Consider the following 21,868-nt stretch of genomic DNA (forward strand, 5'->3'; position numbering starts at 1 on the left):
AATGAGCGAAAATCAGGTAAACACCCCTGCTCAGGCTGAAGAAGAGCCTGTACAGGATATTAATATACTCAAGAAGGACAGACTTGATAAGCTTGCCGGTCTCCGCGAGCTTGGACACGATCCCTTCACTATTACTAAGTTCGACGTTACAGGTCATGCTGCTGACTACAAGAAGGAGTACGAAGCTAAGGAAGCTGAGATACTTGCAGCCTGCGGCGACGATGAGGAGAAAAAGACTGCTGAGCTTGAAAAGCTCAACGAAAATATTATCCGTATCGCAGGTCGTATTATGAGCTGGAGAGATATGGGTAAGGCTAACTTCATCGACGTTCGTGACAAGTCAGACCGTATACAGGTATATGTTCGCTCCAATGATGTTGGCGCAGACCTTTTCAAGGAATTCAAGAAAAAGTGGGATATCGGCGATATCATCGGCGTTGAGGGCTATGTTTTCAGAACTCGCAAGGGCGAGATCTCTATCCACGCAAAGAGCATAACCCTGCTCACCAAGTCTCTCCTCCCTCTGCCTGAAAAGTGGCACGGCCTCAGAGACACTGATACAAGATACCGTCAGCGTTACCTTGACCTCGTTATCAATCCTGAGGTAAAGGAAACATTTATCAAGCGTTCAAAGATAATATCCTCAATCAGACGCTACCTCGATAATCAGGGCTTCATGGAGGTCGAGACTCCTATGCTGGTCTCAAATGCAGGCGGTGCTGCTGCAAGACCATTCGAGACTCACTACAACGCTCTCGATGAGGACGTTAAGCTCCGTATCAGCCTTGAGCTCTACCTCAAGAGACTTATCGTAGGCGGTCTTGAAAGAGTTTACGAAATAGGCAGAGTTTTCAGAAACGAGGGCGTTGATACCCGTCATAATCCCGAATTCACTCTTATGGAGCTCTATCAGGCTTATACAGATTACTACGGAATGATGGACCTTACAGAGAATATGTTCCGCCATGTAGCTCAGGAAGTATGCGGTACTACCTGTGTTCCTTACGGTGAGCATATGATCGACCTGGGCAAGCCTTTCGAGCGCCTCACCATGATCGACGCTGTTAAGAAGTACTCAGGCGTTGATTTCAACGAGATAAAGACTCTTGAAGAAGCCCGCAAGATAGCTGACGAAAAGGGCGTAGAATATGAGAGCCGCCACAAGCGCGGTGATATCCTCAACCTCTTCTTCGAGGCTTATGTTGAGGAGCACCTCATTCAGCCAACTTTCATCATGGATCACCCAATAGAGATATCTCCTCTTACAAAGAAGAAGCCCGATGCTCCTGACTATGTTGAGCGTTTCGAGCTCTTCATCACAGGCAGAGAGATGTGCAATGCTTACTCCGAGCTCAACGATCCTATCGACCAGCGTGAGCGTTTCAAGGCTCAGGAAGAGGCACTCAGCCAGGGCGACGAAGAAGCTAACCGCACAGACGAAGACTTCCTCAATGCACTTGAAATTGGTATGCCTCCTACAGGCGGTATCGGTTACGGTATCGACCGTCTTGTAATGCTTCTTACAAACAGTCCGTCTATCAGAGACGTACTTCTCTTCCCAACACTGAAAAGTCTTAACTGATAATATACAATTCGGGCGGCAATTGCCGCCCGTTATCGTAAAAGGATATATTTATGAATGATAAAAAGAACAATCAACCACAGCCTGACAACGATGAAAAGCTCGATATAAAAAAGAGCATCTTTCAGGTAAACAAGGAACTGCAAAAACAGCGCGAAGCTGAACAGGAAGCTATGCAGGCTGAGATAGAACGCAAACACGCTCAGCGCGAAAAGGAAAAGCGTGAGGCTTACGAAAAAAAGCTTCAGGACGAAAAGATCGAGCTTATGCGCATGAAGCAGGGACTTATCGAAGAAAGCGAAACTATCCATGAAGAAAAGGAAGAGGAGATACAGCTCACCTTCTGGAAAAAGATAGGCAATTTCTTCTACCATAACAAATGGTGGCTGGGTCTTGCGGTATTCTTTGTAGCTCTTGGCTCTTACCTCACATACGACCTGCTTACAAAGCCGCGTCCTGATATGGTCATACTCATGCTGTGCGATAATGCAACTGTCGGCAACTCTGCATATCTTGAAAGTTACTTCACTGATTTCGGCGAGGACAGTAATAAAAACGGCAAGACCGAGGTAGCGGTATACTATATCCCCTACAGTGATGACGAGTATACCAACTATCAGAACGGCGTTACTACTAAGCTGACCAATTACCTTAACAGCGATGATGCTGTTATGGTCATAGGCAACGAAAAGACTGTCACAGACCTGCTTATTCCCGACGATTCACTTGTAGACTTAAGTACCATGTTCCCTGATAATCCAAAGGTGGATAAGTACTTCTTCTACCTAAAGGATACAGATTTTGCTGAAAAAATAGGTGTACCCAAGAATTGTATCACCGATGATATGTTCTTTGCACTCCGCAAGCCACAAGATCTCAGAAACGCTTCCGCAAAGGAAATACAAAAAACCTACGACAAGGATATCGCAACATTCAAACGTATCATAAATGACTTATCATAATAAAAACAGCTCTCCTTTGCCGTGACACTGATATAGAATATTTATGTAAACTATTGAGGAGGACCCTTTTGAAAAAGGGTCTCTCCTCAAACTCCTCCCCTAAAACTTTCAGTTTTATTTTTTCTCAGATAGGGCACACCCTGCATTACTTGCAGGGCTTTTTTATTTATGGTGTGCCCTATCTGAGAAAAAATCAGCTAAAAAAGTCTTTGGAAAGGGGTTCGGGGAAAAGCCTTTCTTCAGAAAGGTTTTCCCCGATAATTACATATATACTTTTATATCAGCATCACGACAAAGGATAGCCGTTTTTATTTATGCAGTTTAGTTGTTTTTATTTCGCCGTCGATGAATTTTGATATTTTTGCCACTCGTTCACGCTCATTAAAGCCCAGTCCCTTGATAGACTTTTTAAAGAACAACCTGTGTATAATAAGTGAAATAATAAAATTCACAGGCGTTGACATAAGCAATACTATCAACACTGTTACAATCAAAGCAGCTATAATTGCTCTAAAGTCTTTATTCCATTCATTGGAATAAAAAAATGAGAATACACATATTGCCGACAATATTTCCAATGCTAAAAAGATCAGGATACTGTCCAGCGAATATTTACGGTTGAATGGCACCTCAGAATTAACAAATTCTCCCGTCTGTCCGTTCATAGCGAAAGTATAGTTCTTTTTCCTGTATGTAACATTCATAAACCATATAGGAACAAGGTAATACATCAGCTTTCTTTGGCTGATATCAGTTTTCTTCCGTACTCTGTCAGGAACGAAATCGCCCCCAACCATTGATGCAACTCTGATGGAGCAAACATTCTTTATCTCTTTATCAGCAATATCAATAGCGTGCTCGGCTCCGATAGAGTATCTGTTGGCATAAAAGCCCGTAAGGCAGGACTCTGTGAAGTCCTCGGCTTTGTTATAATCAAAGGGCTCAGCTGCATAGAAAATATTTTTCTGCACATCTGTTGCAAGGATAGGATAGTCCTTTATCCTGATGTTTGCGTTGGTTTCATCGTTGATATTGGTATCGCAGGTGCAGCTGTAAAGCCATATAGGTATGTAACAGCCCCTGATATTATCCGTAACCCTTTCGTCCTTGAATTCCTTTGGAGCATATCTTGAAGCGGCTATGTAGCTCCTGTACTGTTCAGCAAATTCCTCTGCCTTTCTGCTGAAAGGTATGACCTTATCGGGACGTATATCCCCTGCAAAATTTGAAGAAATTATCACATCATGGCTGCAAAAAGGACATTTTGCCACAGATGAAGTAGTTTTTGTTATGATATTTCCGCCGCATGACGGGCAGGAGTACTCTTTGAACTCCTCAAGCACATCGGGCTCCCATACGAATTTTGTACGCTCTATCCAGTCAAAATCCGACAGTTTTTCGTCGCTTACCTCTTTAAAATGAGAACGAATATATTCAAAGTCATACTTATTTGAACAAAAACCGCAAACCATATGCTGCTGGTCAATATCATACTTCAATGGTGCGCCGCAATTCGGGCATTTATATTCGGTAACATCTGACATATTTATTCACCAACCGTCTGTTTGAAATAATTAAAATAAAAAAATATATACAATAATCAATGGTTTTCCGTTGAAAAAACGTCTTTTTTTGCCCCTTTATAGAAGGACATTTTCAGAACACCAGATATTCGATAACAGAGTTTGACATAAGAAAGCCCTTTGCAGTCAGCCATACTCTTTTTCCGTCAGTCTCCGCATATCCTTCCTTAATAAGCGGCGGCAGCTTCTTTTCTATCTCAGCACTATGCTCAGGTACATCGCTGAAAACGAGTCCCTCCTTCAGTCTCAGACGCAGCATTGCATACTCCTCAAAGCCGCAGGGACTTTCGTCAGTTATCGTGATATTCTGCACCTCACTTGCTATGAAATCCGCAATATCCCGCTCTACCGCAAATCTTTTTCCCTTATAGCAGGAATGTGCCGCAGGACCTATGCCCAGATAATCCAGACACTTCCAGTATCGGCAGTTATGACGGCTCTCAAAGCCTTTCTTTGCGAAATTCGACACTTCATACTGCATGAAGCCTCTTTCTTCAAGAAGCCTGACCATTTCGAGATAAAGCTCCGCGGACTCGTCCTCATCGGGAAGTCTGCGCTTAATCTCCTCGCAGTCAAATGCAGTACCATTCTCGGTCTTTAAAATATAAGCCGAGATATGCTGTACGGGCAGAGCAGTCAGCTTCTCCACCGAGTATTGCAGGCTCTCCTTTTTCTGGTCGGGCAGAGCTATCATAAGGTCGCAGGATATATTCTCAAAGCCTGCTCCGACTGCGTCCATAACCGCCTTTACTCCGCGGTCTGCGCTGTGTACACGCCCGAGGATTTTCAGCTCATCGTCTATCATGGACTGCATACCAATGGAAAGGCGGTTTACACCTGTACTGCGAAGCTCTCTCAGCTTATCGGGAGTAAGTGTACAGGGATTTGCTTCAAGAGTTATCTCCGCATCAGCATCAAGGGAAAAGCACCTGCCTATCTCATTCAAAATGCTGTCAAGCTGTTTATAAGAAAGAAGCGACGGAGTACCGCCGCCAAAATAAACTGTATCGACATTTGTCCCACTTTCACCGTAATGACGGATATTCCGCAGGACTGCATCAACGTAATCCTCTGCCTGCACCTTAGTCCAGCTTACTGAATAAAAGTCGCAGTAGGCACATTTTTTACCGCAGAAGGGTACGTGTATATATATACCAAGACTCATTTTTCGTATGCATCAAGACGTATGGTCTCCATCATCTTAAAGCAGAAACCGTTTACTATCTTAGGAACGATATACATACCCAGCATAAGCGCAAGTACGATAGGCACCTCATGAGTATCCCACCAAACGCTGTCCTTGCCGTGAAGGTATACAAATATCACGAATGCAAAGGAAATAAGGAAATATATAGCCGAAAAAGTGGTTGCTCCCTTTCCGTTCACGCAAAGCTTCTGACACTTCGGGCATCGTCTGCCCTTTGATTTCATAGTTCCTGCCATTGCCTTTGTCAGCGGATTAAAGGTCTTTTCGCCGCAGCATGGACAATTGTATATACTACTCATATTTATTCCTTTCCTTCCTCGGATGCTGTTTCAGTCTCTATTGGTTCAAGCTCCTTTGCAAGCTTGGCAAGAGGCACTTCTCCTGCAAGCTTTGGAGTAAGCCCCAGCCTTTCCTTTTTCTTTGCTTTTTTGCGCAGATTGAATATGCACAGAAAGTCCTCGGGGTGCAGTACCATAAGTGTAAGGAGCATTATCAGCAAAGCTCCAAGCAGCTTAGGCTTCTCATCATCTCCCGTAACAAGTGCTATGATAAAAAGCACTATTGCGGTTACGCACAGGCTTGTACGGGATTTCTCACGCAGTCTTATCCTTACTGCGCGGAGCACTCTGCCTGCACCTGTATTCTTTGGTATGAAGTATTCAGTGATGACCGTTATCAGACTTGCGGCAAGTATGACCACAAGCAGTACGATAATGATATTGTTTATCATAATAGCCTCCCGTTCTCAGCTGTCAAGCTTCAGAACGCTCATAAACGCCTCCTGCGGTACCTCTACTGTTCCCAGCTGGCGCATACGCTTCTTACCTTCCTTCTGCTTTTCAAGCAGCTTCTTCTTACGTGTGATATCACCGCCGTAGCATTTTGCAAGTACGTCCTTGCGCATTGCCTTAACGGTCTCACGTGCAATTATCTTACCGCCGATAGCTGCCTGAATAGGCACCTCAAACATCTGGCGCGGAATGTTTTCTTTCAGCTTTTCAGCAATCTTACGTGCTCTCGAATACGCCTTATCAGTGTGGATAATAAAGCTGAGAGCGTCCACGATATCGCCGTTAAGGAGTATATCAAGCTTGACAAGCTTGCTGGGCACATAGCCCATCATCTCATAATCAAATGAAGCATAGCCCTTTGTACGGGATTTCAGCACGTCAAAGAAATCGTACACTATCTCGTTCAGCGGCAGCTCATAGTGCAGTTCAACACGGGTATCATCAAGGTACTTCATGTCCTTGAATACTCCTCGTCTGTCCTGACAAAGCTCCATAATATTTCCAACATAATCCGAAGGCGAAAGTATACTTGCCTTTACCATAGGCTCCTCTGCTGTCTGAATCACCGCAGGGTCAGGGTAGTTGGTAGGATTGTCGATATACTGCACCTCACCGTTGGTAAGAGTTACCTTATAGATAACCGAAGGAGCAGTAGTTATAAGGTCAAGATTGTATTCGCGCTCAAGTCTCTCCTGTATTATCTCCATGTGGAGAAGTCCCAAGAAGCCGCATCGGAAACCAAATCCGAGGGCAATGGAAGTTTCGGGCTCGAAGGAAAGCGACGCGTCATTGAGCTGAAGCTTTTCGAGTGCTTCACGGAGGTCGCCGTACTTTGCTCCGTCAGCAGGATATATACCCGAGAATACCATAGGATTTACCTTGCGGTAACCGGGTAACGGCTCATCACATGGGAATTCGTCATTAGTTACGGTATCGCCCACCTGCGTATCGCCTATGCTCTTTATAGATGCAGCTATATAGCCAACCTCGCCTGCTTCGAGACTGCCTTTGTTAACAAGATTCGTAGCGTCCATAAAGCCTGCTTCAACTACATTGAAAACAGCTCCCGTAGCCATAAGGCGGATATTGTCCCCAACCTTTACTCTGCCCTCTTTTACGCGGACATAGATGATAACGCCCTTGTATGAGTCGTAGTAGCTATCAAAGATAAGAGCCTTCAGCGGCTTTTCGGGATCACCCTGAGGTGCAGGGATATCAGTAACTATTTTTTCGAGAACTTCCTCGATATTAATGCCCATTTTCGCGGATATGCGCGGAGCGTCCATTGCAGGTATGCCGATAACGTTTTCCACCTCATTGCATACTCTCTCGGGATCAGCTGAGGGCAGGTCTATCTTGTTTACAACGGGGACAACTTCAAGGTCGTGCTCGATAGCAAGATAAGTATTCGCAAGTGTCTGAGCCTCTATACCCTGTGATGCGTCAACCACCAGTATTGCGCCCTCGCAGGCCGCAAGCGAACGTGATACCTCATAGTTGAAGTCAACGTGACCGGGAGTGTCGATGAGGTTGAAGATATAATCCTCCCCGTTCTTTGCAGTGTATTTAAGGCGGACTGCACGGGCTTTTATAGTTATTCCTCGCTCACGCTCGATGTCCATATTGTCGAGGAGCTGATCCTCCATATCGCGTATGGCAACAGTTTCGGTCTTTTCGAGAATACGGTCGGCAAGTGTGGACTTACCGTGATCTATATGCGCTATAATACAGAAATTTCTGATCTTGTCGTTAGCCAATGTTTTACCTCTTTTCAAACATATTTACTCAGTATAATTATATCAGAAAGTCCGTTGTTTGTAAAGAGTTTTTGCACAGTAATTAGTGATTAGGGATTAGAAATCAGAACTAAGAACTAAGAGCTAAGAATTTTTCCGACATAAAAAAGCGGCATGGTAAATGCCATGCCGCTGTATAGCTTATTTAGCTTTTGGATCAAGTGAAGTGATATTTCCGAGAAGGAAGAGCTGTATCCTCATAGCATCGCTGTTAGTAACGCTTCCGTTATTATTAACAACAGATGCACAGTTGAGTCCCTTTGATGTGATATGGTTTTTGTCTGTACCGTTTACACCATACTTGTTAGGATTTGCAAGGCTCTGCATTACAAGTACAACATCGGACATATCTACCGTACCGTCACAGTTAGCATCGCCCCATACTTCCGCTACTGTATCACCTATAGTTACTTTATAGGATATATCAACATTCTTACAGAGAGTTGAAGCATAATAATTGCCTACATCTCCCTTGATATTTACAGTATATTCACCTGCCAGAAGAGTTTTGAACTCAGAATTTGAATATGTCTTTCCTGTTTTGTCTGTAATTGTTATCTTAGCAGCATCTGCTCCGTATCCTGCCTGTAAAGAAGTATACTCCATTTCCTTTATGTTTGAGCTTACACTGCCGCTCAGTATTCCGGTAAACTTAAGACCTTCAATATCAAGTGCCTCTCCCTCTTTGTAACCGGTTTTAGTCGGGTAAGATATAACCTTATCGAACTCATAGGAAGGGTGTGCTATAGGTCCTGTGGTAGTTGTAGTAGTAACTGTAGCTTCTTGGGTTGTCGTTGTTGTCTTGCTTGTTGTTGCAGATGTAGTTGTAGTAGTTACAGGCTTTGTTGTAGTAGTTGTTGTCTTTGAAGGCTCAACTATTACAGGTGTACCGTTGCCTGCCTTGCCGCCGTCCATATTGCTGCCCTCACCTGATGCAACGAAGTCATTGAGTGAAATGCCGTTGCCTGCTGTACCAAGCGGTATCTTATGGTCAAGACTGATGAACTTGCCGCCCTCTGTCTGCCAGAGTGAAGGCTCTACGAATGCGTACTTCTCATCGTCCCATTTCTGGAAGTTATCGTACATGAGTCCGCCTGTATCCGAGGAATTCTCATTGAAGCACCAGAATGTATGGTGGATACGCTTCTTTATCATGTAGTCACGGAGGGTTTTGAGCCAATGAGTATTTGCACCCGACGGATCGTTTTCCTTGTCTATGAAGCCGCCCCATTCGCCCATGAGCAGCGGAGCCTTGTGCTCTTCTACGAGATATGCCCATGTGTCGTACCAATATTCTTTAAGGAGAGACTCCTCATCGAACTTATAGCTTGTCCAGTTCGGCTTTGTACCTGTTAAGTGGAACCAGTCCTGCTCGTATACGAACGGACCGTAGTCATGGGGAGAATAAACAAGCTGACTCTGACGGTCGCCCAGATCTACAGGAAAATCCTTTGCACCGCGGAAGTTAGCTCCCCACCATGCACCGTAATACGGCTGATACTCGGGATCGCCGTAGTGAGCATAGTCGGTAGACGGTGAATTCCAGTCATAGCCCTTTTCGATCTTTGGATATACCTCGATACCCTCAACCATTATAAGGAGATTAGGGTTCTTGTCGAGACAAGCCTTAGCACCCTTTTCAGCACCGTAACGCCAGTTGTTTGCATCGGAAGAACCGTCCCATTTTGCGAAGCTGCCTTCATCTCTCTTACCGTGGGGCTCGTTCTTCAAGTCGATAGCGATAACGGTATCATCGTCCTTGTAGTAATCTGCGAACCATGCAAGTGCATCGAGCCAGTCCTTCTCGCTGAAGCTGCTGTCGTACCAGAGCGGGAAATTATGACCTGCGGAATTAGTGGTAGCGCAGTGGATATCCATCATAATCTTGATGCCGTCCTCTCTGCACCATTCAACTACCTTGTTCCAGATGTCAAAGCTGTACATAGGAGTACCGCCCTCAACTCCCTCAAGGGTAAGCTCAGGGTTCTTGTACTCGTTGAGCTTGATGATCGGATCGGGCTTCTTAGCCTTCCACTGGAGAAGTATCTCCGTTGACATAGGTACACGGAGAAGATTGAAGCCGTGATCTGCGATAAGATCGAGACAGTGATGAACGTTTGCAGACCATGCACCGTCGAATATCTGGCTTCCTACATTGTAGCCGAACCAGTTTACACCTGTAAGCCATACCTCGTTGCCGTTCATGTCAACGATCTGTGCTTTATCGTTTACATGGAGCCAGTCATCGTGATACTCGTCAGGAGCAGCAAGTGCTGTTGTTGCTCTCTCGGGAAGCTGATTTACAGCAGGTATTAACGCTGCCGCAGCTGCTGAAACTGCTATCAGCCTCTTTAAAAATGATTTTGCCATATTAAGACCCCTCTCAATATAAATTTTTCAGCAATTTTACGAAATTGTTAACACCATTATAACCCATTTTACCCGAATTGTCAACGATATTTTGCATATTTCAGCAATATTCAGCTATCACCTTCTGCCTTCCGCAAGTGTTGGTGCATGATTTTTTTATTACAGGGTTGATTATGTAAGGGAAACACGTTATAATTAGCATAAGGGGACTGCCGCAATGGCAGTTATAAAAGGAGGACTTTCTATGAAAAAACACAAATTACTATCATTTATCGCTGCCGCTTCAATAGCCGCATCTGCACTTTCAGCTCCTGCATCGGTATTCGCTGTGAACGAAGAAAAGCTCTATTATCCCACATGGCAGGAAGCTTATTTCACTATGCTGAAGCTTGCCTATGGCGATAAGGAAAACTTCGATTTCACCGACGAAAAGTTCGGCTCCCGCTTCGAGCTCTATGATGTTGACTGTGACGGTACTCCCGAGCTGTTCATATCAAAGGGTTCCTATCACGTAAGCCCGTGCATAGTCTACACCTACAGGGACGGTCATATCACCGACAGCATGGAAATAGGCTCATACGGCGAGGTTTTCGTTCCCGACAGCGGTCATTATCTGGTTTACTCGGATTCGCACATGGGCTACAATACAAAGTCTTATTTTGAGCTTAAAGACGGAAAATTCGTTTACCGCAACTCCTTCAGCGACAATATTGATAACGCCGGGCATGAAGAAGTATACTACGAGGTCGACGGCAAAAGAGTCACCGAGACCGAATACGTTCAGACAAAGGAACAGTACGATCACTTTGCCCTTATCCAGCACGGACGCAAAGAGCATCAGTATATCATAGAAGAACAGGTCGCTATGGGGATATACCGTTTCTTCTTCGACCACTATGCCCTCAGCAGCATTGCTTCTGATACGAAAGACCTTGAGATACCCGATGAGATAAACGGGCTGCCCGTTACCGAAATAAATGCCTTTGCAATAAACGGCGAAAACCTCAGATCAGTAAAATTCGGCAAGAATATTTCCGTTGTAAGAGACCGTGCCCTCGGTGATAACAGAAATCTCACCTCCGTTATGCTCAATGACGGTATAAAAGAACTGCACGATCATGTTTTCGCCAACTGTCCCCTGCTCGACAGCATAAACGGTCCCGAATATTCAAAGACCTATTTCTGCAAGGACGGCATGGTATTCTTTGAGGATAATTCCAAGCTGAAAGCCTATCCTTCGGGAAGGAACAGCTCAGATGTAATAGTCCCGAAATACATAAGCACTGTCCTCAGTTCTGCTTTCAGCAGCTGCAACAGCATCGAAAATATCACCTTCTCTCCAAACACAAAGTCTATCGGCAAGGGTGCGCTGGCAAACTGCAACGGTCTGAACTCTGTGACCATACTCGCCCCCGATGCGGTAATAGAAGATCCCGAGGGCTTCGGTGATACCTTTACTATCTCAAACGGCACTGTCAAGGGCAGCGGTGAATACTACTATGACGGTGTTATCAGAGGATATAAAGGCTCTACCGCAGAAGCTTACGCTAAAAATACGCCATAAAATTTGAAGCTGTAGACTATACGCCTATCGACAAAACAGGCGACACGAACAACGACGGCACTGTTAATTCGATCGACGCTTCCTCTATGCTCTCCGAATACGCACGTACCGCTACAGGCAAGGACAGCAGCTTCAATATAGTTCAGTTCTATGCTGCCGATATAGACAACAACGGCAAGATCGACTCCGTTGACGCTTCAAGGGTGCTGTCCTATTACAGTTTCCTCTCAACTCACGATGACGATATAACTATAGAAGAATTTTTCAATATGGCTCAGTAATATCAGCTCAGAAGCTCCTCTCTCATTCGGGTGAGGAGCTTCTTTTCGCGCCGTGATACCTGCACCTGTGTCATGCCTAATGCCTTCGCAGTCTTTGACTGGGTAAGCCCCTTGAAATAGCGGAGTTCCAATAATGCGCGGTCTTTGGGTTCAAGCTCCGCCATTATCTGACGCAGAGCAAGAAGGTCGGTTATGCTCTCATCGGGAGACTCGGTAGGTATGTCGGTCTGCCCTTCGTCATCGTCACCTGCTGTAAGGGACAAAAGTGGCTGGCTTACACATAATGCCTCGGATACGTCGCTCTCCTTTTCGCCCGAAAGCAGTGCAAGCTCGGTTATTGTCGGCTCACGCATCTCGCGCTGTCGGAACTCCTCGCACAGCCTTTGCAGCCGCATGGAAAGCTCCTTTAAGCTGCGGCTTACGCGGATAGCTCCGCCGTCACGGAAAAGCCGCTTTATCTCCCCGAGTATAACGGGGACGGCATAGGTGGAGAACTTCACTCCCCGTCCGCTGTCGAACGCCTTTACAGCTTTGAGAAGTCCGATGCAGCCTGCGGAATACAGGTCGTCGTACTCTATGCCGCGTCCGCGGAAACGATTTGCGCAGAGGTGGACGAGTCCCAGATTTTCTTCGGCAAGAGGCTTCTTTGTCTCAGTTTCCATGTGCGGAAAGCCTCTTTCTCATGGTGACAGTAGTGCCCTTGTCGGGAGTGCTTTTCACTTTAAGCTTGTCCATAAAGGACTGCATCACCGAAAAGCCCAGTCCCGAGCGCTCCTCCTCCGGAGCTGTGGTGAAAAGGGGTTCCATTGCCTTCTCCACATCTTCTATGCCGCAGCCCCTGTCCTTGACCCTTATGTATATGACTCTATCGGGCAGCAGCCGCACTGTCAGCTCGATGTCTCCCTTTTTGTGGCGGTAGCCGTGGACTACCGCATTTGTCACCGCCTCGGATACGGCTGTGCGTATGTCCGAAAGTTCCTCCACAGTGGGGTCTGCCTGTATCAGGAATGAGGACACCACAGCTCTTGCCGCTCCCTCATTTACCGAAAGGGACGGCATTATGAATTTTATCTCGTTGAGTATTTCCATTTTTCTTCTCCTTATCGTATTTTTACTATCCGCTCTATGCCCGAAAGCTTCAATACACGCCTTATGTAGGGCTGAGGATTGAGGACTTCAAGTGCTCCGCCGCACTCCTTCATAAGCTTGCTCCTGCCCATTATAAGTCCTATGCCCGAGCTGTCCATAAAGGTTATGCCGCCAAAGTCTATGGCGAGCTGACGCGGCTGTGCGCTTACTATGAAACGGTCGAGCTCCGCACGGAGCTCCTTTGCATTATGATGGTCAATTTCACCGCTGAGGGTAGCAATTGCCGCTCCGTTCTCACTTTTTATATCTATTTTCAATGCTGTACCTCCTCTTTGCTGCCTTTTGCAGCCCTTTCTTGCCCCATTATACCACCGAAGCGGAAAGAATTTTGTCGTAAACGCTCCCCTGACTATGTTTTTCTTAAAAATGCGGAAAAAAGTTGCAAGTCAATGCCATAAATGATATAATGAAGTAGTACTTTATTTCTGGAGGAATAACTATGATATTATATTTCTCGGCTACAGGCAATACGGAGTTTTTAGCAACTGAGCTCGCTAAAAAAACAGGCGACCAATGTCTCAATCTCCTCGAAAGGATAAAAAACAAGGACTACTCGGAAATATACTCCGAAAAGCCCTTCGTCATATGCGCTCCCGTATATGTATGCGAGATGCCACGCTTTTTCAGCGATTACATCAAAAAAGTCCCGCTGAAAGGGTGCAGGGACGTATATTTCATAGTAAACAGTGCAGGCTACGGCGGTATTTCGGGATATCTTGCAAAAAAGGCAGCAAGACACAAGAAGCTTCACTTCATGGGCTATAACGAGATAGTCATGCCACGTAATTACTTCATAAGCCATTATCCCGTACAAACAAAGGACGAGATAAGAGAAAGGCTGGTAAATGCCTGCGAAAAAGTCAACGAGATAGCCGATAAGATAAAAAAAGGCGAAAAGCTCCAGTCACGTTATATATTCCTCTTTGAAAAGATAATCACTATCCCCTTCAATCCCGTATGGTCAAAGTACAAGATGACGGCAAAGGCTTTCTATGCAGCCGACAGCTGTATAGGCTGCGGAAAATGTGCCAGGGTCTGTCCGCTGAACAATATTATCATCAAGGACAAAAAACCTGTCTGGGGCGATAAGTGTACCCACTGTATGGCGTGTATAGGCAACTGCCCGAAAGACGCCATTTTCTACGGAAATGTCACCTCAGAAAAAGGAAAATACAACTTCAGGGACTATAAATATATGCTTGGCGACAACCAGTCTGCTCCCGTAAAAAACAAGGAATACCAAAGGAGAAAAAATGGCTAAACAATTCTGGAAGGGCAGCACTCTGCTTGCTCCCGTACCTGCCGCCCTCGTTACCTGCGGCACTTTAGAAAAACCTAACGTCCTCACTATAGGCTGGACGGGTATAGTATGCACAAGACCGCCTATGACCTATATTTCTGTGCGCCCCGAGCGTTATTCCCACGATATAATCAAGGAAACAGGCGAATTCGTCATAAATCTCACTACCTCGGCTATGTGCCGCGAGACCGACTTCTGCGGAGTCAAAAGCGGCAAGGATATGGATAAATTAGCTGCCTGCGGTTTCCATACAGTACCCGCACAGAAGGTCGGCGCTCCCCTTATTGAGGAATGTCCTCTCAGTCTTGAGTGCAGGGTAACGGAAAGCAAGCTCCTCGGCTCCCATACTATGTTCCTTGCGGAGATAGTGGGCATAGACGCTGACGAAAAATATATCGACAGCAAGGGCAAGCTTAATTTGCAGCAGTGCGGTCTTATGGCATTCGCTCACGGTGAATACTTCGCTATCGGCAGAAAATTAGGCGATTTCGGCTTCTCCGTAAGAAAGAAGAAAAAACACCGCAAACCGCCTCAGCAGTCACGATGAGATATCCTCAATGAACCTGCGGAGCTCGTTTTCGCTGTCAAAGTATATCCCTCTGCTCAGCTGCTCTCTGTCCATATCCGAAAGCAGCGGCATATCCACATCTATGAACATATAAGGCTCATCGCTTCCACTGCGGAATACTACCGCCCGTCCGCCGTACTCTCTGACTGTATACTCGGGAGCTTCCTGCTCTATGGCTGCTGCCGCAAGACGGGTCTCAACCTTTCTTTTGCGGACTGCCTGTCCAAGTGTGCATATTACCATAAAGGCTGAGACTGTTATTGCGGAAACCATGGTAAAATATATTTTCTTTGCGCTTCTGTATGTCATATTATTACTCCCTTGCAGAAATATCCTGTGCGGTGTTGCCTTAAATAGTATCTCCCGAATTTTCGATATTATACAAAATGCTGAATTTTCGGAAAGCTATTAACATTTCATTTCAAACGTGCTATAATATAAAATGTATATTTATGTACAGAAATAAATAATATAAAATCTTTGAAAGGAGCTGCCGCCGCTTTAAGACGGTCATTCTGACAAAATGAAAGATAAACATTACGATCCTTCTCCTCAGTTTGATATGAACATGAGAGAAGCTCCCAAAGCACCACCAAAAAAGAAAAAGAAAAAACACAGTAAACCGTTCATTATTTTTAAGAAGCTGATGACTGTCATAGCTACTACGCTTCTGTCTCTGCTGCTGGTAATAATCATAACGGGTACTATCGTAAGCACCGCTATGGCTGCATACGTCCTCAACTTTATGGACGACTCCACAAACGTTACGTTGCAGCAGCTGGAATCGGGAAGCGATACCTACTTCTACGGAAACGAAACAAACGAGAACGGAGAAAAGGAACTGGCTGTTATCCACAGAATCAAGAGCGACTTCCAGCGTATCCCCGTTTCTATCGACAGAATCCCCCAGCACGTAAGAAATGCCTTCGTTTATACTGAGGACGAGCGTTTCTACGTTCACGACGGTGTTGACTACAAGCGTACATTCTCCGCTTTCCTCAACCTGTTCCTCCACTTCTACGATACCGAACAGGGTGGTTCTACTATCACTCAGCAGCTCATCAAGAACCTGACAGGTGATAACGAGCCCTCCCCTGCACGTAAGATACGTGAGATATTCTCGGCTATGCAGCTTGAGAAATCCTACTCAAAGGACGAGATACTCGAAGAATACCTCAACTACATCGGTTTCGGCGGTCCTGTAAACGGTATACAGCAGGCTGCTATCACTTACTTCGGTAAGAGCGTTGACCAGCTCACTATCCCCGAGGCTGCCGTTCTTGCAGCTATCCCGAAGAGCCCTGAGGAATACGGCCCCGATGTTATCTACCACAGGGACGATGATCCCAATGAGCCTATAGTCGTTGACGGACGCGCCAACAACAAGCCCCGTCAGGAATACGTTCTCTATAAGCTCTACGATAACGGCGCCATAACCTACGACGAGTATCAGGAATACCTTGTTACTCCTCTCCTTTTCAGAAATTCCGACGAGTACAGAAAGCTCCACCCTGAGGACGAGGCTAAGGAGCTCGAAGAGAGAGAAAAGGCTTATACATGGGTAGTAGATGCTACTTACTATGAGGCTGTCAAGATATTCATGGACAAGTATGACCTTGACTATTCAAAGGCTATGACAAAGCTCCAGAAGGGCGGCTACAGAGTTTATACCACCTACGATGACCAGATGCAGAAATATGTTGAGGAAAAAATGGCAAGTCTCGATAACTTCTACCCTGTTCCTTCATGGCAGGTAACTCACGAGCTTGACATTGAACCTATCGGTCATCCCGACGGCAAGACTGAGGTTTATACTCCTCATGTCGGTTTCATTGCTATGAACTACGACGGCGAGATACTCTGTGCAGTCGGAAATGTCGGCGAAAAGACAGGCTCTCTCGTTGATAACTATGCAGTTCTCAACAAGCGTCAGGTAGGTTCTACCATCAAGCCTATATCAGGTTACGGCTACGGTCTTGAAAACAACCTTCTCCACTGGAGCAGCACATTCCCCGATTCACCTACTCTCACAGGTGAGGACGGTAATCCATGGCCGTACAACTACGGAAGAGCTGCGGGCAGCGGCGCACAGATACCTGTATGGAGAGCTCTCCAGAACTCATTCAACACTATCCCTGCTCAGCTCTGTGCAAAATTCGGAGTTGAGGAGATATGGAAGTTCTCAACAGAAAAGCTTGGACTCGATCTCGTTCCGAACGATAAATCAGGTCCTTCACCTCTTACCCTTGGTTCTCTCCATGAAGGTGTTACTCTTGAAAACCTTGTTAACGCTTATCTCCCTTACGGACATGAGGGTATATACAACGAAGCTCACATAATCTCAAAGATAGAGGACAGCACTCAGCAGATAATCTATCAGAACAACGGCAACCCGAGACAGGTCATCTCTGACGAGACCGCTTATGTTATGAACCGTCTCCTGAAGAACGTTGTTCAGAACGGTACAGGTACAGCCGCAATACTCTCAAATAAGACAGTTTGCGGTAAAACAGGTACTACCGAGGACTGGTACGACGAAGTCTTTGTTGGTCTTACACCTGACTTTATCAGCGGTATCACCACAGGTTTCAAGTACAAGCAGGATCCTCTTAATATCCCGTCGGGTATTTCTGCAAAGATATGGAGAAATATCATAGGCGACTGGGCAAATACACATTATCCTGATACACCGAGCGACTTTGAAAAGGTCAAGACCGTTATCGAAATGCCTATGTGTACAAGCACAGGTCTTATCGCAAGTGCAAACTGCGGAAAGGGTGCTATCGGTTACTGGAAATCAGAGGTAACAGACAATTACTCTCCTCCGTATTGCAGCGGTGCTCACTATTCAGCTCCCGCACAGACCACCACAAACAGCTCTACAGGCGGTAACGCAAACGGCGGTGCAGCAGCAGGCGGAAACGCAGGCGGCGGTGCAGCGGCAGGAGGCGGCGCAGCTACAGGCGGTGACGCAGGCGGCGGTGCAGCAGTTGGCGGCGGTGACGCAGGCGGATACACCGGCGGCGGAGATGCAGGCGGCGGCGCAGCTGTCGGAGGCGGCGACGCTGGCGGCGGTGCAGCAGTTGGCGGCGGCGACACAGGCGGCGTTTAATACTAAAAACAGGTGATAAATTGAACAATAAAATAAGATTGTGCTGTCCATGCCATTTTGGTCTGGAAAGCGTATTAAAGTACGAAATACAAAAGATCGGCGGTACTGACTTAAAGGTCAGCGACGGTAAAATAAGTTTCACGGGCGACGAGAATATCCTCGCCCGTGCTAATCTCTGCTTATCAACAGCCGAGCGTGTGCTCATTGAACTCATCGAATTCAAAGCAACTACATTCGAGGAGCTTTTCCAGGGCGTAAAGGCTATAGAGCTTGAACGCTATATAGGTCCCGATGACGCTTTCCCAGTTAAGGGACACTCCCTTAACTCCGCTCTCCACAGCGTTCCGGACTGTCAGTCCATAGTAAAAAAGGCTGCTGTTGAAAGGCTGAAGGCAAAGTACGGAATAAACTGGTTCGATGAAACAGGTCCTACGGTGCAGATAAAGTTCAGCATACTTAAAGACGTTGTCTCCATTTACCTCGATACCAGCGGCGTGGGACTCCACAAGCGCGGCTACAGACGCAATTCCAATGCGGCTCCTATCAAGGAGACTCTGGCAGCAGGTATCATTGACCTTGCAAGAGTTCGTCCCGATTCAATAGTCTGCGACCCATTCTGCGGAAGCGGTACTCTCCTTATCGAGGCTGCTCTGAAAGCTCTTAAAATAGCTCCCGGCATCAACAGAAGATTTGCTGCGGAAAAGTGGGGTTCTCTTGACTCGCGCATCTGGCAGGAGGAAAGAAAAAGAGCTATCGACAATGTTGACAGGTCGGCAGAATTTCACGGTATCGGTGCTGATATCGACGATGCGGCAGTTGCTCTCACTCTTGACAATGCTCACAAGGCAGGCATCAAGTCCAGACTTAAAATAGAGCAGGCTGATATAACAAAGTTCGTTCAGCCCGAAAACTCCATTGTCATCTGCAATCCTCCCTACGGTGAAAGACTTCTTGAGCTGAGAGAGGCTGAGGATATCTACAGAAAAATGGGAAGAGTCCTCGGAAAGGGAGGCAGCAAGCAGAGCTACATCATCTCCCCTCACGAGGAGTTTGAGAAGTTCTTCGGTGCAGACGCTCATAAGCGCAGAAAGCTCTATAACGGCATGATAAAGTGCCAGCTTTATATGTATTTTTAAAAGATAAAAGCTCCGTTGTTACGGAGCTTTTGATTTAGGTGATAATATGAGATTTGAAACGAAAAGAATGCTGCTGCATCTGTTCTTCCCTACAAGATGCCATGTATGCGGAGAGCTCATTGGCTCTATGGACAAGTTCTGCAATGCCTGCTCCGAGAAGCTGAAAATGTACGAAGGGAATTTCAGCATAGAGGGTGCTGAGAGCTTTACGGCTGTATTTGAATACGACGACACCGCAAAGCCTGCCATATTCCTGCTGAAAAACGGCATCGGCGGCAATGCGGACTATGCTTTCGGTTCAGCCCTTGCAGAGAAGCTAAGGTCTGAGGGAGTGACCGATAATATAGACGTTATCGTTCCTGCTCCGCTGCACAAAAAGGATAAGCGAAAGCGCGGCTTCAATCAGTCTTTGCTAATTGCACGAGAAATAGGTCGCAGACTGAATATCCCTGTCGAGGAAAAGGCAGTTTTCAAGGCTCGTCACACCCGTGCGCAGAAGGAGCTTGACCGCCTTAAAAGGACGCTTAATCTGAAAAACGCTTTTACAGCTGACAGCAAAAAGCTCGAAGGGAAACGAGTCCTTTTAGTTGACGATATCTGCACAACAGGCAGCACTCTCCGCGAGCTTACTGCCGTTATAAAAAACAGCGGTGCAGCTTCTGTCCACTGCGCCTGCTGCTGCAAAACAGTAAAAAAGGCACAGTGATGACAGTTATGCTTATATAGGATATTTGCGAAACTATTGAGGAGGACCCTTTTGAAAAAGGGTCTCTCCTCAAACTCCTCTCCTAAAACTTCTGGTTTTATTTTTTCTCAGATAGGGCACTCCGAAAATAAAAAAATCCCGCTATTAATATAAGATGTGCCCTATCTGAGAAAAAATCAGCTAAAAGTCTTTGGAAAAGGGGTTCGGGGAAAGAACCTTTCCTCAGAAAGGTTTTTCCCCGATAATTACGCATATACTCTTATGCAAGCACGACTGTTATCACTGTGCTTTATTTCTTGTTTTCATAAACTCGGCGAAGTCGGCTTTCTTATCAGAACTCGAATTGAACGCATAGAAGGCAAGTATTGCAGAAGCGTCTACTGCATCTGCCTTGCCGTCATTATTCACATCTGCCGCGATAGCCTGTCGTGCATCTTTGAATGTAGATGTCTTGCCAATTGATACAGTCGCATATTCCTTTAACAGCATTGAAGCGTCAACGGAGTCCACAAGCTTATCATTATTGATATCGCCCATTTCATACGGCGGATCCTCTATTATCTTTATTTCGCCCTTGTCAAGTCCTTCACTGAATGCATACTTGGTCATAGCCTTGCCTTTGTCGTCGTTGGCAAAGTTGGTGAAAAGCGGCTGTATCTTTCCGTATTTGGACTTTCCTATCTCATATGTGAAGATATCCCCCACCTTACAATCCGCAGGGAGAGTAACATCTACAGTCCACATAAGTCCGTCCTTGCCTGTATCGGCAGCTCCGCCTGTGGTAAGTACTATAAAGTCCTTGGTATCGCCTAAAGCCTGTCCCCATGTGAGCTGACTGATAGCCTGACCTGCCGTGGCTTCACCTATTTTAAGCCTGCTGTCGAAATAAACATAGAGCACGGTCTCGCTGTAAAGATTTTCCGCACCTTCGACTGTTATCGTCAGCTGTTCCTTACGGTTCGGCGCCATACTTTTACATACCTCGGTATGACTAAGCTTGAATACGGGCTTTCCCTGCACAGCTGTACGAGTAGTAGTTGTTGTAGTCGATGTTGTGGTAGTTGAAGTAGTTGTCGTAGTTTTTGATGTTGTAGTTGTCGGCTTTGAGGTAGAAGATGTTGTTTTTGAAGTAGTAGTGGTAGTTGTTGTCTTTGACGCTGTTGAGGTAGTCACTGCCGATGATGCAGACAACGACTCAAAACGATATTTATACCCGGCTGCATACACGGCAGCAGGAGAATTATCATAGCCGACTATCTTTCCGCTGTATACTGCGGCTGTACTTCCGCTGCCTGCTGAGTTGCATATAGTATCGCCGCTGTCGAAAACAGTGCAGTTCTTATTGTTTATCACTATCTTCTCAAGCTTTCGGCAGTCCTTGAAAGCATACTTTCCTATCTCCGCAACACTTTCGGGAAGCGATACCGATGTGACCTCTCTGCCTGCAAAGGCATTGTCACCAATTATCGTAACGGGAATACCCGCTATCTGCGAGGGTACGCTTATATCTCCCGAAACTGCCGCATTGCTCAGTTCAACGTGGTCTGAATACTTATGATAAGTAATACCTGCTGATGTGGCAATCGTAAACTCGGAAGCCTGTGTTCCTCCTGCACTTCCTGTGAATATATCAACGCTCGGAAACGCTCCTGCTATTATCACAGCAGAAAGCGCAGCCGATATGCATCTTTTTAACTTCATATATACCTCCGAAATTAGCCGTTTACCGTCAGTCCCCATGATCGGCGAGGGCTAAGGACT

The 21,868-nt window shown here is 46.0% G+C and carries 20 protein-coding genes; 9 read left to right on the top strand and 11 right to left on the bottom strand.

The genetic code is table 11. The features are described from left to right. Position 1 precedes the first annotated feature (1 nt). Both lysS and BUB28_RS05985 read left to right on the top strand, forming a co-directional pair. Positions 2-1,582: a lysine--tRNA ligase gene (lysS, locus tag BUB28_RS05980; protein ID WP_072949786.1), complete on the top strand. Its 1,581-nt coding sequence runs from the start codon at positions 2-4 to the stop codon at positions 1,580-1,582. A 53-nt stretch (positions 1,583-1,635) separates the two neighbouring features. After that, positions 1,636-2,544: a hypothetical protein gene (locus BUB28_RS05985; RefSeq protein WP_072949788.1), complete on the top strand. Its 909-nt coding sequence runs from the start codon at positions 1,636-1,638 to the stop codon at positions 2,542-2,544. Positions 2,545-2,852: 308 nt separating this feature from the next. Here BUB28_RS05985 and BUB28_RS05990 read toward each other — a convergent pair whose 3' ends face one another. From BUB28_RS05990 to BUB28_RS06015, 6 genes are all read right to left on the bottom strand, one after another. After that, positions 2,853-4,088 carry a TFIIB-type zinc ribbon-containing protein gene (locus BUB28_RS05990; protein WP_072949789.1) on the bottom strand — a complete coding sequence of 412 codons (1,236 nt, stop codon included), beginning with the start codon at positions 4,086-4,088 and terminating at the stop codon, positions 2,853-2,855. A gap of 112 nt (positions 4,089-4,200) precedes the next feature. Beyond that, complete coding sequence (gene hemW, locus BUB28_RS05995) at positions 4,201-5,292, bottom strand: radical SAM family heme chaperone HemW (RefSeq protein ID WP_072949791.1); 1,092 nt, start codon at positions 5,290-5,292, stop codon at positions 4,201-4,203. Then, positions 5,289-5,633 (bottom strand): hypothetical protein, encoded by a 345-nt coding sequence (locus BUB28_RS06000; protein ID WP_072949793.1) that lies wholly within the window; start codon positions 5,631-5,633, stop codon positions 5,289-5,291. The genes hemW and BUB28_RS06000 overlap by 4 nt, the downstream gene beginning before the upstream one ends. Before the next feature lie 2 nt (positions 5,634-5,635). Beyond that, positions 5,636-6,064, bottom strand: coding sequence for a hypothetical protein (locus tag BUB28_RS06005; protein ID WP_072949794.1), 429 nt, complete (start codon positions 6,062-6,064; stop codon positions 5,636-5,638). A 15-nt stretch (positions 6,065-6,079) separates the two neighbouring features. Further along, positions 6,080-7,882, bottom strand: coding sequence for a translation elongation factor 4 (gene lepA, locus BUB28_RS06010; RefSeq protein ID WP_072949797.1), 1,803 nt, complete (start codon positions 7,880-7,882; stop codon positions 6,080-6,082). Between the two features lie 180 nt (positions 7,883-8,062). Continuing rightward, entirely contained in the window at positions 8,063-10,291 is a 2,229-nt protein-coding gene (locus BUB28_RS06015) for a cellulase family glycosylhydrolase (protein WP_072949799.1), read from the bottom strand. 244 nt (positions 10,292-10,535) lie between these two features. Between BUB28_RS06015 and BUB28_RS06020 the strand changes: the two genes are divergently transcribed. Next, positions 10,536-11,855 carry a leucine-rich repeat domain-containing protein gene (locus BUB28_RS06020; RefSeq protein ID WP_175547807.1) on the top strand — a complete coding sequence of 440 codons (1,320 nt, stop codon included), beginning with the start codon at positions 10,536-10,538 and terminating at the stop codon, positions 11,853-11,855. A 26-nt stretch (positions 11,856-11,881) separates the two neighbouring features. After that, positions 11,882-12,136 (top strand): dockerin type I domain-containing protein, encoded by a 255-nt coding sequence (locus BUB28_RS06025; RefSeq protein ID WP_278290694.1) that lies wholly within the window; start codon positions 11,882-11,884, stop codon positions 12,134-12,136. 2 nt (positions 12,137-12,138) lie between these two features. Here the strand turns inward: BUB28_RS06025 and BUB28_RS06030 are convergent, their stop codons facing one another. From BUB28_RS06030 to BUB28_RS06040, 3 genes are read right to left on the bottom strand one after another with little or no spacing between them, the layout of a single operon-like run. Further along, a complete protein-coding gene (locus tag BUB28_RS06030) occupies positions 12,139-12,798 on the bottom strand; it encodes a sigma-70 family RNA polymerase sigma factor (RefSeq protein ID WP_072949804.1) in 660 nt (219 codons plus the stop codon). Next, a complete protein-coding gene (gene spoIIAB, locus BUB28_RS06035) occupies positions 12,788-13,225 on the bottom strand; it encodes an anti-sigma F factor (protein ID WP_072949805.1) in 438 nt (145 codons plus the stop codon). The genes BUB28_RS06030 and spoIIAB overlap by 11 nt, the downstream gene beginning before the upstream one ends. A gap of 11 nt (positions 13,226-13,236) precedes the next feature. Then, the gene (locus BUB28_RS06040) at positions 13,237-13,542 is read right to left on the bottom strand and encodes an STAS domain-containing protein (protein ID WP_072949807.1); all 306 of its coding nucleotides are present in this window, start codon (positions 13,540-13,542) and stop codon (positions 13,237-13,239) included. 182 nt (positions 13,543-13,724) lie between these two features. Here BUB28_RS06040 and BUB28_RS06045 point away from each other — a divergent pair, with 182 nt between their 5' ends. Beyond that, the gene (locus tag BUB28_RS06045; RefSeq protein ID WP_072949809.1) at positions 13,725-14,546 is read left to right on the top strand and encodes an EFR1 family ferrodoxin; all 822 of its coding nucleotides are present in this window, start codon (positions 13,725-13,727) and stop codon (positions 14,544-14,546) included. Continuing rightward, the gene (locus BUB28_RS06050; RefSeq protein ID WP_072949811.1) at positions 14,539-15,132 is read left to right on the top strand and encodes a flavin reductase family protein; all 594 of its coding nucleotides are present in this window, start codon (positions 14,539-14,541) and stop codon (positions 15,130-15,132) included. The genes BUB28_RS06045 and BUB28_RS06050 overlap by 8 nt, the downstream gene beginning before the upstream one ends. Here the strand turns inward: BUB28_RS06050 and BUB28_RS06055 are convergent. Then, positions 15,124-15,462: a hypothetical protein gene (locus tag BUB28_RS06055; RefSeq protein ID WP_072949812.1), complete on the bottom strand. Its 339-nt coding sequence runs from the start codon at positions 15,460-15,462 to the stop codon at positions 15,124-15,126. The genes BUB28_RS06050 and BUB28_RS06055 overlap by 9 nt on opposite strands. A gap of 214 nt (positions 15,463-15,676) precedes the next feature. Here BUB28_RS06055 and BUB28_RS06060 point away from each other — a divergent pair, with 214 nt between their 5' ends. Genes BUB28_RS06060 through BUB28_RS06070 form a run of 3 tightly spaced genes read left to right on the top strand, consistent with a single transcriptional unit; the run spans position 15,677 to position 20,107 of the window. Continuing rightward, a complete protein-coding gene (locus BUB28_RS06060) occupies positions 15,677-18,265 on the top strand; it encodes a transglycosylase domain-containing protein (protein ID WP_072949814.1) in 2,589 nt (862 codons plus the stop codon). A 20-nt stretch (positions 18,266-18,285) separates the two neighbouring features. Beyond that, the gene (locus BUB28_RS06065; protein WP_175547808.1) at positions 18,286-19,401 is read left to right on the top strand and encodes a THUMP domain-containing class I SAM-dependent RNA methyltransferase; all 1,116 of its coding nucleotides are present in this window, start codon (positions 18,286-18,288) and stop codon (positions 19,399-19,401) included. 46 nt (positions 19,402-19,447) lie between these two features. Continuing rightward, entirely contained in the window at positions 19,448-20,107 is a 660-nt protein-coding gene (locus BUB28_RS06070) for a ComF family protein (RefSeq protein WP_072949824.1), read from the top strand. A 279-nt stretch (positions 20,108-20,386) separates the two neighbouring features. Here the strand turns inward: BUB28_RS06070 and BUB28_RS06075 are convergent, their stop codons facing one another. After that, positions 20,387-21,808 carry a leucine-rich repeat protein gene (locus BUB28_RS06075; RefSeq protein WP_072949826.1) on the bottom strand — a complete coding sequence of 474 codons (1,422 nt, stop codon included), beginning with the start codon at positions 21,806-21,808 and terminating at the stop codon, positions 20,387-20,389. Positions 21,809-21,868 lie beyond the last annotated feature (60 nt).

The sequence above is a fragment of the Ruminococcus flavefaciens genome (genome assembly GCF_900143025.1).
GTDB lineage: Bacteria > Bacillota > Clostridia > Oscillospirales > Ruminococcaceae > Ruminococcus > Ruminococcus flavefaciens_I.

What these genes read in the sequence shown, in the direction of transcription:
- BUB28_RS06030 (WP_072949804.1), bottom strand. Translation starts at nt 12,798, where the DNA reads ATGGAAACTGAGACAAAGAAGCCTCTTGCCGAAGAAAATCTGGGACTC.
- BUB28_RS05990 (WP_072949789.1), bottom strand. Translation starts at nt 4,088, where the DNA reads ATGTCAGATGTTACCGAATATAAATGCCCGAATTGCGGCGCACCATTG.
- BUB28_RS06070 (WP_072949824.1), top strand. Translation starts at nt 19,448, where the DNA reads ATGAGATTTGAAACGAAAAGAATGCTGCTGCATCTGTTCTTCCCTACA.
- BUB28_RS06045 (WP_072949809.1), top strand. Translation starts at nt 13,725, where the DNA reads ATGATATTATATTTCTCGGCTACAGGCAATACGGAGTTTTTAGCAACT.
- BUB28_RS06060 (WP_072949814.1), top strand. Translation starts at nt 15,677, where the DNA reads ATGAAAGATAAACATTACGATCCTTCTCCTCAGTTTGATATGAACATG.
- BUB28_RS06000 (WP_072949793.1), bottom strand. Translation starts at nt 5,633, where the DNA reads ATGAGTAGTATATACAATTGTCCATGCTGCGGCGAAAAGACCTTTAAT.
- BUB28_RS06075 (WP_072949826.1), bottom strand. Translation starts at nt 21,808, where the DNA reads ATGAAGTTAAAAAGATGCATATCGGCTGCGCTTTCTGCTGTGATAATA.
- BUB28_RS06055 (WP_072949812.1), bottom strand. Translation starts at nt 15,462, where the DNA reads ATGACATACAGAAGCGCAAAGAAAATATATTTTACCATGGTTTCCGCA.
- spoIIAB (WP_072949805.1), bottom strand. Translation starts at nt 13,225, where the DNA reads ATGGAAATACTCAACGAGATAAAATTCATAATGCCGTCCCTTTCGGTA.
- BUB28_RS05985 (WP_072949788.1), top strand. Translation starts at nt 1,636, where the DNA reads ATGAATGATAAAAAGAACAATCAACCACAGCCTGACAACGATGAAAAG.
- hemW (WP_072949791.1), bottom strand. Translation starts at nt 5,292, where the DNA reads ATGAGTCTTGGTATATATATACACGTACCCTTCTGCGGTAAAAAATGT.
- BUB28_RS06015 (WP_072949799.1), bottom strand. Translation starts at nt 10,291, where the DNA reads ATGGCAAAATCATTTTTAAAGAGGCTGATAGCAGTTTCAGCAGCTGCG.
- BUB28_RS06020 (WP_175547807.1), top strand. Translation starts at nt 10,536, where the DNA reads ATGAAAAAACACAAATTACTATCATTTATCGCTGCCGCTTCAATAGCC.
- lysS (WP_072949786.1), top strand. Translation starts at nt 2, where the DNA reads ATGAGCGAAAATCAGGTAAACACCCCTGCTCAGGCTGAAGAAGAGCCT.
- BUB28_RS06050 (WP_072949811.1), top strand. Translation starts at nt 14,539, where the DNA reads ATGGCTAAACAATTCTGGAAGGGCAGCACTCTGCTTGCTCCCGTACCT.
- BUB28_RS06005 (WP_072949794.1), bottom strand. Translation starts at nt 6,064, where the DNA reads ATGATAAACAATATCATTATCGTACTGCTTGTGGTCATACTTGCCGCA.